Raw genomic sequence first — 6,395 nt, 5'->3', positions numbered from 1 at the left:
GGTAAGCGGGTTCGTTGATTGGTACAATAATGAGCACCTACACAGTGGTATAAAATTTGTGACGCCAAATCAACGTCATTCAGGTTTAGATAAAGAGATATTAGCCAAGCGTCAGCAGGTAAACGATGCTGCTAAATTGAATAATCCAAGTCGTTGGTCAGGAAAGTCACGAGATTGGTCAATGATAAACGAAGTAAATTTGAATCCTGAGAAAAAAGAAGAAATGCGGGCGGCATAAAATTTAACTTGAGGCGACAACTAACTTGAAAAACTCCGACAAAGAAGTTAAGAGGTACTGCGCTTTAGAGTAATACAGATTCTAGATCAAAAAATTTACGCGGCTGGGGACACTACTACCTGATAGCCAACGCTTATCAGCTAACGGTGGATTTAGATCATTGGATCCGCCGTAGGATAAGAATGTGCTACTGGCGGCAATGGCGCCATTTATAAGGAATCGCACGCACTAAAGTACGCAGTTTAATGAAATTGGGTGTTAGCGAACGACTCGCCATAGCCTGTGGTATCACCAGTAAAGGCCCTTGTAGAAGCTCAAAAACAAAAGGAATTAACATTGCGCTAGGCAATAACTACTTAACTTCACAAGGTTTAGTATCATTGAGAGATATTTGGATCAATATTCATTACGGGAGATGAACCGCCCATTGCGGACCCGCATGATGGGTGGTGTGGGGGCTGGAGGTTAGAGACCTCCGGCTACCCGATTATCTTTTTCAGAAGTCTGATGAACCTCTATACTTTTTAATTGTGCTCGCCTTATCCTGTATCAATTTAAGAAGGTCAATCGTTATGAAGAATCCAATATCACCACCGTGATCAGATGCACCCAGAGTAAACTTGCTATCAAAATTTAAGGATACTCCGTAACCCCAATCATCAACGCCGGAACGATCAGAATAAGTGGCTATGATTGCACCCCCTGAAGGAAGAAACCACTTGTCTTGTTTCCACCAATCGACTCCAATCGCCTCAATCATGACTGCTTCTTTAAGTTGATCCCCATCAATTGCATCAGTAACATTTTCAACAATAATGGTTGGATGCATAATCACCCATTGCCAATTTGGTGGTTCGGCAAATACATGTTCTTTGTTTTCTTTCTGGAACACGGCTCCGTTTATAGCTAACTCCCAAATAGCCTGAGATTTAGATTCGTTATAGAACTTGCCCCAATTTTTTTCGAGAAGTGAAAGACGTTTCGATAGCTCAAAAGCAATGGGCTGAGCTAAAGTTGACTGAGCGAAATCATAAATAACACCGAACTCTATCAATGCAGCTTCACAATCGGACTCGCTTGCTATTGATTTTGCTGAAGCGTTGCATTCATCTAGTAAATCATTTTGAATCCTATATGGAACACTACTATCTAGCGAAATAGCTAATAATGGATCATCTATGACCTCAAATTGGGCTATCTCGCCAGTTTCCTTGATACGTTTCCATTCTGCTAATCGCAAGCGGGAGTGCAGATTTGAAGCTGGAAATAATCTCCCCAAGTCTTCTAATAGGTCTACTATTCGAGTCTGAAGCTCAGAAAAGTCAGAAATATTTTTATTGCAATAATCTGATCTTAGACTGTTTGCTTTGTCTCTTGTATCCTGAAAAACATTAGCGTTAGATACAAGAGTGACTTGACTGCACCAATTTTTAAATTCCTTATCTTTATTTAGCCACTCTAAAGCGGTAAATTGATCTGTTTCCCTAGCTTCATTTTCAGCCATCAAAGTTAAAGGGAAGAATGTTAGTAATGATACAAAAAAATATAGTTTGCAAAAATTAAACATCATATTGACCTCCAAGCTGTTCGACGAAATCCTTCAATGCGTTTGCTGTTTTTATAAGGCCCTTAACGTTTTCAATGTTGATTGTTTTAAGCTCCTCAAGAGACTCTTCTAATTCGTCTGCGACGCCAGCTAAAGTAAGACCAATATATTTATCATGTCCCTCTAACTTTTGTTCATCAGTTAGCTCTAGACCGAAGACTTTTTTGAACAACTGTTGATGTACTAGAGGGTTAGCCAAGTAATGTCGGACATTGTGAGTGTTCCCATGCTGGTTTGTGATAGATGACGGCATTAGTAACTCGTAGCGTTTAAAGAACCAGCTATCATTCGATATCCAACTACCATTATCGGTAGGATTAAACGACTTTGGCCAAGTGATAGGATCTAGATTGTGCCGATACTCTCTATATATGTAGGTACATCCACCAGGGCCAGGTTTAACAACGGACTTATTTACATTTACGAATGACTCAAGCACTCGACTAGTATTGGCAATCATGTGTACGCTACCTAGCTTGTGCTTTACGTCACTTAGATTTCCCAAATTGCCGAACACATAGTCATCATCATAGAGTTTAGCTAGGCAATCGTGAACAACCGCTGTTCCCAATGAGTGACCGAGCACGTGTACGCGCTTACCGCCTCCATTTACAGTCCCAACGGCACTGGAAATCTTAGCGCCCAACCTTATTCGTGCGACCTCACCAAGAGTAGTAAAGCGATATAACAAAACATCGAGCCAATGGGTCTTGAAAAAATCATCATCGTTTATTTCTGACTCAATTTCTGTCATTGCATTTATTGCATCTGACAGAAAACTCCCACCCATCTCGGGAATTAATTGCAGTCTTTCAAGGATTGGGGTGGCGCGATTAGCCATCCTTTCTCGATGTTCATCAAAAATATCATTGTAAGATACAGAAATAATTTCAGCGTATTCTTCTGGTGACTTTCCCGTATATCCAGGATAAAGATCAAATGCCCATCTACAACCATCAATGAACTCTTTCTTGAATGATTCCTCGGTATGTTGACCCATACCGTGAACAATTATTAATTTTGGTTTAGACATTTTAGAAACCCCATCTATTTTCAGTGGCTTGGAACCTTAATCGATAAAGATAACGAGCCTGTAGAATTACTCGTTTTTAATTTATTTTTATTGATGTATTAACCATAGCCGAGTTGCTATTTTGATTCAATCGGTTACTTCGATTTTACGTAAAATATAAAAAGAGGGTTTGCTGTTTGCTTTAATTGGCGTTTTGCAAGGTATCACAGGTGTTTGAGTGGCTTATTTAAGGTGATAAGGACTTACCTTTCTTCATGCATCGTGTTTTACGTATCAATATTAGCCTTCAAGTTCATCCTCATTTACTTCTCATTCCCTTCTCTTTGTGCAAAAGATCTTTAATTGAATTATTCACAAAAAGGTTCAGAGACGCTGCGCTTTAGAGGAATAAAAGCAAATATTTTGCTAATAATGTAAGGATGATTGCGTAGCGCTCCTTATATGTGTTTGCCGTAAGCTACTTGCTTAACAGCCACATCGACAGACGAAGTATACGAATTTGCTTATTGAATTAGAGTTGATTTTGAATTGACCGTCACTTTATTAAAACGGTCAAAAAGAATACTAGTGCCTATTGACAGAGTTAAGGCTCATATGTGTTATATGCCTGTATTAACCTTTACTTTATGAAGCCGATCTATATTTTTAAAAATAGCGAACCCAGAAATTAAACCAAGTTGAAGGATAAAGCCAATTTCAACATTAGAGCCTGAAATACCAGCGTAAAAATAGGTTGAAAAAGCCAAACCTAATATAAACGAAAGTAAAAGAGCAAATTTAAGGTTTAAAGGTTTTACTTGCTCTGCCACATCTTCACTGATACTTGGATAAATACACCGAGTATATCCACCCACGACTGATAAAAATGTGACAATAACGTACGTGTAAATTAATAATTCATTCATGTTAAATCTCCTGTTAATTGGAGATATAGTATTATTATCATTTTCAAGCCTTTGTCACCACTTATTCCACTATTAGTGAAAATAGTTGGCTAAGGCATATAACACCTAGTTACCTAGCCCCTAAAACCTTTTTGCAGCTGAGCTTCACTATGCTCAACCCAACTACAATCGCTTAATTTAACACCGTACAATCTTACAACTTATGACTTACCACTTAAAGCTGCGATCAAAACACCATCGCTTTACCGCGCCCTGACGCTTCTGAGCCGGCATCTAGTTTGCCATCACGTTCGATGATCACATGCATATCACCAAAACGGCGCTCGTCGAGTGTATAACCCATTTTCTCGAGTGCTTTAACAACGCCTGCATCTAAACCTGAATGATGGCGGATCACATTTTTAGGCCAAAGTTGATGATGAAAACGCGGGCTATTTACCACTTCATCGGCGCTCATGTTAAATTCAACCGCGTTTAAAATAGATTCATACACAGAGCTAATTATGGTGGTGCCGCCTGGTGAACCGGTGACCATTTTCACTTTATTGCCTTTGAGTAAGATAGTTGGCGTCATTGAGCTGAGCATGCGTTTATGTGGCTGAATTTCATTGGCTTTGCCACCGAGCGCGCCAAATACATTCATCACCCCTGGTTTGGCACTAAAGTCATCCATTTCATCGTTGAGCAAAAAGCCTGCGCCTGCGACCACTACACCACTGCCATAACCTAAATTAATGGTGGTGGTATTCGATACTGCATTGCCCCATTTATCAACTATAGAAAAATGCGTGGTTTGTTCGCTTTCATGTAACCCAGGTTTGATGTTTTCAGTCGTCGATATTTTATCGAGTGTGATGCTGCTACTGCGCTGTTTAAGATAATCCATGGCGATTAGTTCGCTCTTTGGCACATCATAAAAGTCTGGATCGCCTAAGTACTCTGCTCTATCAGCAAATACGCGTTTGCCAATTTCTGCTAATAAATGAATATATGGAGTGGAGTTATGCTCAAGCCCTGCTTTGGGTTTTGTCAGCTCGTACATTTTTAACCATTGAATTATTGCAATACCGCCGGAGCTTGGTGGTGGTGATGTAAGTACTTGGTAACCGTTCCAAGCTGCTTTCATGGGAGTACGTGATTTTGCTTGATAGGCTTTTAAATCAGCTTGCGTGATGATGCCGCCATGTTCAGCCATAAAGTCAGCAATGATCTTGGCAGTTTCGCCTTCATAAAACCCTGCCTTACCTTGCTCACGAATACGTTTTAACGTAGCTGCAAGCTCAGGTTGCTTAAAGTTTTGCTTCGCTTTAGCGCTGGCAAAATAATCAGCAAAGTTAATTGTTACGTCTTTTTTAGCCATGCGGGCAATGTAGCGCTCAATACTGCTGGCTAATTTAGGATGAACAATAAAACCCTGCTCGGCTAACTTTACTGCAGGCTCAACAAGAGTTTTCCAATCAAGTGTGCCGTGTTTTTGATGAGCAAGCCACATGCCAGCCACACTACCGGGTACACCACTGGCGTGAATGCCGTATACCGATTTATTGGCAACCACATTGCCTTTGTCATCCAAGTACATATCGCGATGCGCGGCAGCTGGTGCGGTTTCACGGTAATCAATAAAATCACCTTGCCCGTCTTTTTGGATCAGCATAAAGCCACCACCGCCAATGTTCCCCGCTTCAGGCAAGGTAACTGCTAATACAAATTGTGCCGCAATGGCTGCATCAACCGCGTTACCACCCTGCTCCAAAATGGCTCTTGCTACGTCGCTACTGTAACTATCGGGCATAGCCACAGCGGCTTGGGCTGTTTTACCACTGGCTGCCAGTACCGTTATGTGTAATTGCATAACAATGACACTAAAAATCAGTAAGTGTTTAACACCTGCAAACATATTTAATTCCTTGTTTATTTTATTTTTTAATTATTTTATTACACCCATTAATACACGCTCTGTGAACATCGGTCAAACGACTCTGCGCTTGTTTAGACAAATTTACGATATAACACAGCTGGTAACTCGCCAAACTCGTCGCTATGGGTATAGTGTTCAACAAACTGCATACCCAGCCTTTTCATCACTTTAATCGAGCCGTTATTGTCTTTTAGTGCAGTGGCGCTGAGCGCCTTGATATCAGCATTAGCGGTGATCACATCGGCTATGGCTTGCGCGGCTTCACTGGCGTAACCTTTACCCCAACTTGTGCGTTTAAAGCGCCAGCCTATTTCGATATCGCTATAATCAGCTTGCTCTGTAAAAAAGCCCATAGGTCGAATGAGGATCCAGCCGATAAAAGTATCGCTTTCGTTAAGGTTAACTTGCCAAAGCCCCCAGCCCTGTTGTGGATTGCGGTAAGCTTGCATGCGTGGAATAAATACATCTTTAATGGTGTTCATGGTTGTCGTCTTGCCACGAGTAAGGTGCTCCATCACCTGTGGATCGCTATCGAGTTCAAACAGTAGCGCACTGTCATTTTCATCCATTAATTTAAAATTAAGTCGTGCTGTTCGAGGTATGTTCATTTTCCAGCCTGTATATTGCTTGTTTTGAGATTGTCATCAATACTGTACCAGAGGAAATATTCCTTGGGACATAATTATTATACAAGG

Annotated in this window: 5 protein-coding genes and 2 pseudogenes; 2 read left to right on the top strand and 5 right to left on the bottom strand. The window is 40.8% G+C overall.

Annotated elements, in window-relative coordinates; genetic code table 11:
• Both ENH88_RS00495 and ENH88_RS23135 read left to right on the top strand, forming a co-directional pair.
• Positions 1 to 238: pseudogene (locus ENH88_RS00495) on the top strand (IS3 family transposase); the annotation flags it as partial.
• Between the two features lie 95 nt (positions 239 to 333).
• Positions 334 to 657, top strand: a pseudogene (locus tag ENH88_RS23135) (group II intron maturase-specific domain-containing protein); the annotation flags it as partial.
• A 77-nt stretch (positions 658 to 734) separates the two neighbouring features.
• On the opposite strand, the gene ENH88_RS00485 reads toward ENH88_RS23135, so the two are convergent.
• The 5 genes from ENH88_RS00485 to ENH88_RS00465 form a co-directional block, all read right to left on the bottom strand.
• Complete coding sequence (locus tag ENH88_RS00485) at positions 735 to 1,808, bottom strand: hypothetical protein (protein WP_304178340.1); 1,074 nt, start codon at positions 1,806 to 1,808, stop codon at positions 735 to 737.
• Positions 1,798 to 2,877: a hypothetical protein gene (locus tag ENH88_RS00480; RefSeq protein WP_304178337.1), complete on the bottom strand. Its 1,080-nt coding sequence runs from the start codon at positions 2,875 to 2,877 to the stop codon at positions 1,798 to 1,800. The genes ENH88_RS00485 and ENH88_RS00480 overlap by 11 nt, the downstream gene beginning before the upstream one ends.
• A 599-nt stretch (positions 2,878 to 3,476) precedes the next feature.
• A complete protein-coding gene (locus ENH88_RS00475; protein WP_304178336.1) occupies positions 3,477 to 3,782 on the bottom strand; it encodes a hypothetical protein in 306 nt (101 codons plus the stop codon).
• 226 nt (positions 3,783 to 4,008) lie between these two features.
• Positions 4,009 to 5,679 (bottom strand): gamma-glutamyltransferase, encoded by a 1,671-nt coding sequence (gene ggt, locus ENH88_RS00470; protein ID WP_304178333.1) that lies wholly within the window; start codon positions 5,677 to 5,679, stop codon positions 4,009 to 4,011.
• Between the two features lie 92 nt (positions 5,680 to 5,771).
• On the bottom strand, positions 5,772 to 6,308 hold the full coding sequence (locus ENH88_RS00465) for a GNAT family N-acetyltransferase (RefSeq protein WP_304178332.1): 537 nt from the start codon (positions 6,306 to 6,308) through the stop codon (positions 5,772 to 5,774).
• Positions 6,309 to 6,395: the final 87 nt, after the last annotated feature.

It is taken from the genome of Pseudoalteromonas prydzensis (assembly GCF_011050055.1).
Classification (GTDB): Bacteria; Pseudomonadota; Gammaproteobacteria; order Enterobacterales; family Alteromonadaceae; genus Pseudoalteromonas; species Pseudoalteromonas prydzensis_A.
This window is presented reverse-complemented; position numbering and strand designations above follow the sequence as displayed.

What these genes read in the sequence shown, in the direction of transcription:
- ENH88_RS00485 (WP_304178340.1), bottom strand. Translation starts at nt 1,808, where the DNA reads ATGATGTTTAATTTTTGCAAACTATATTTTTTTGTATCATTACTAACA.
- ENH88_RS00480 (WP_304178337.1), bottom strand. Translation starts at nt 2,877, where the DNA reads ATGTCTAAACCAAAATTAATAATTGTTCACGGTATGGGTCAACATACC.
- ENH88_RS00475 (WP_304178336.1), bottom strand. Translation starts at nt 3,782, where the DNA reads ATGAATGAATTATTAATTTACACGTACGTTATTGTCACATTTTTATCA.
- ggt (WP_304178333.1), bottom strand. Translation starts at nt 5,679, where the DNA reads ATGTTTGCAGGTGTTAAACACTTACTGATTTTTAGTGTCATTGTTATG.
- ENH88_RS00465 (WP_304178332.1), bottom strand. Translation starts at nt 6,308, where the DNA reads ATGAACATACCTCGAACAGCACGACTTAATTTTAAATTAATGGATGAA.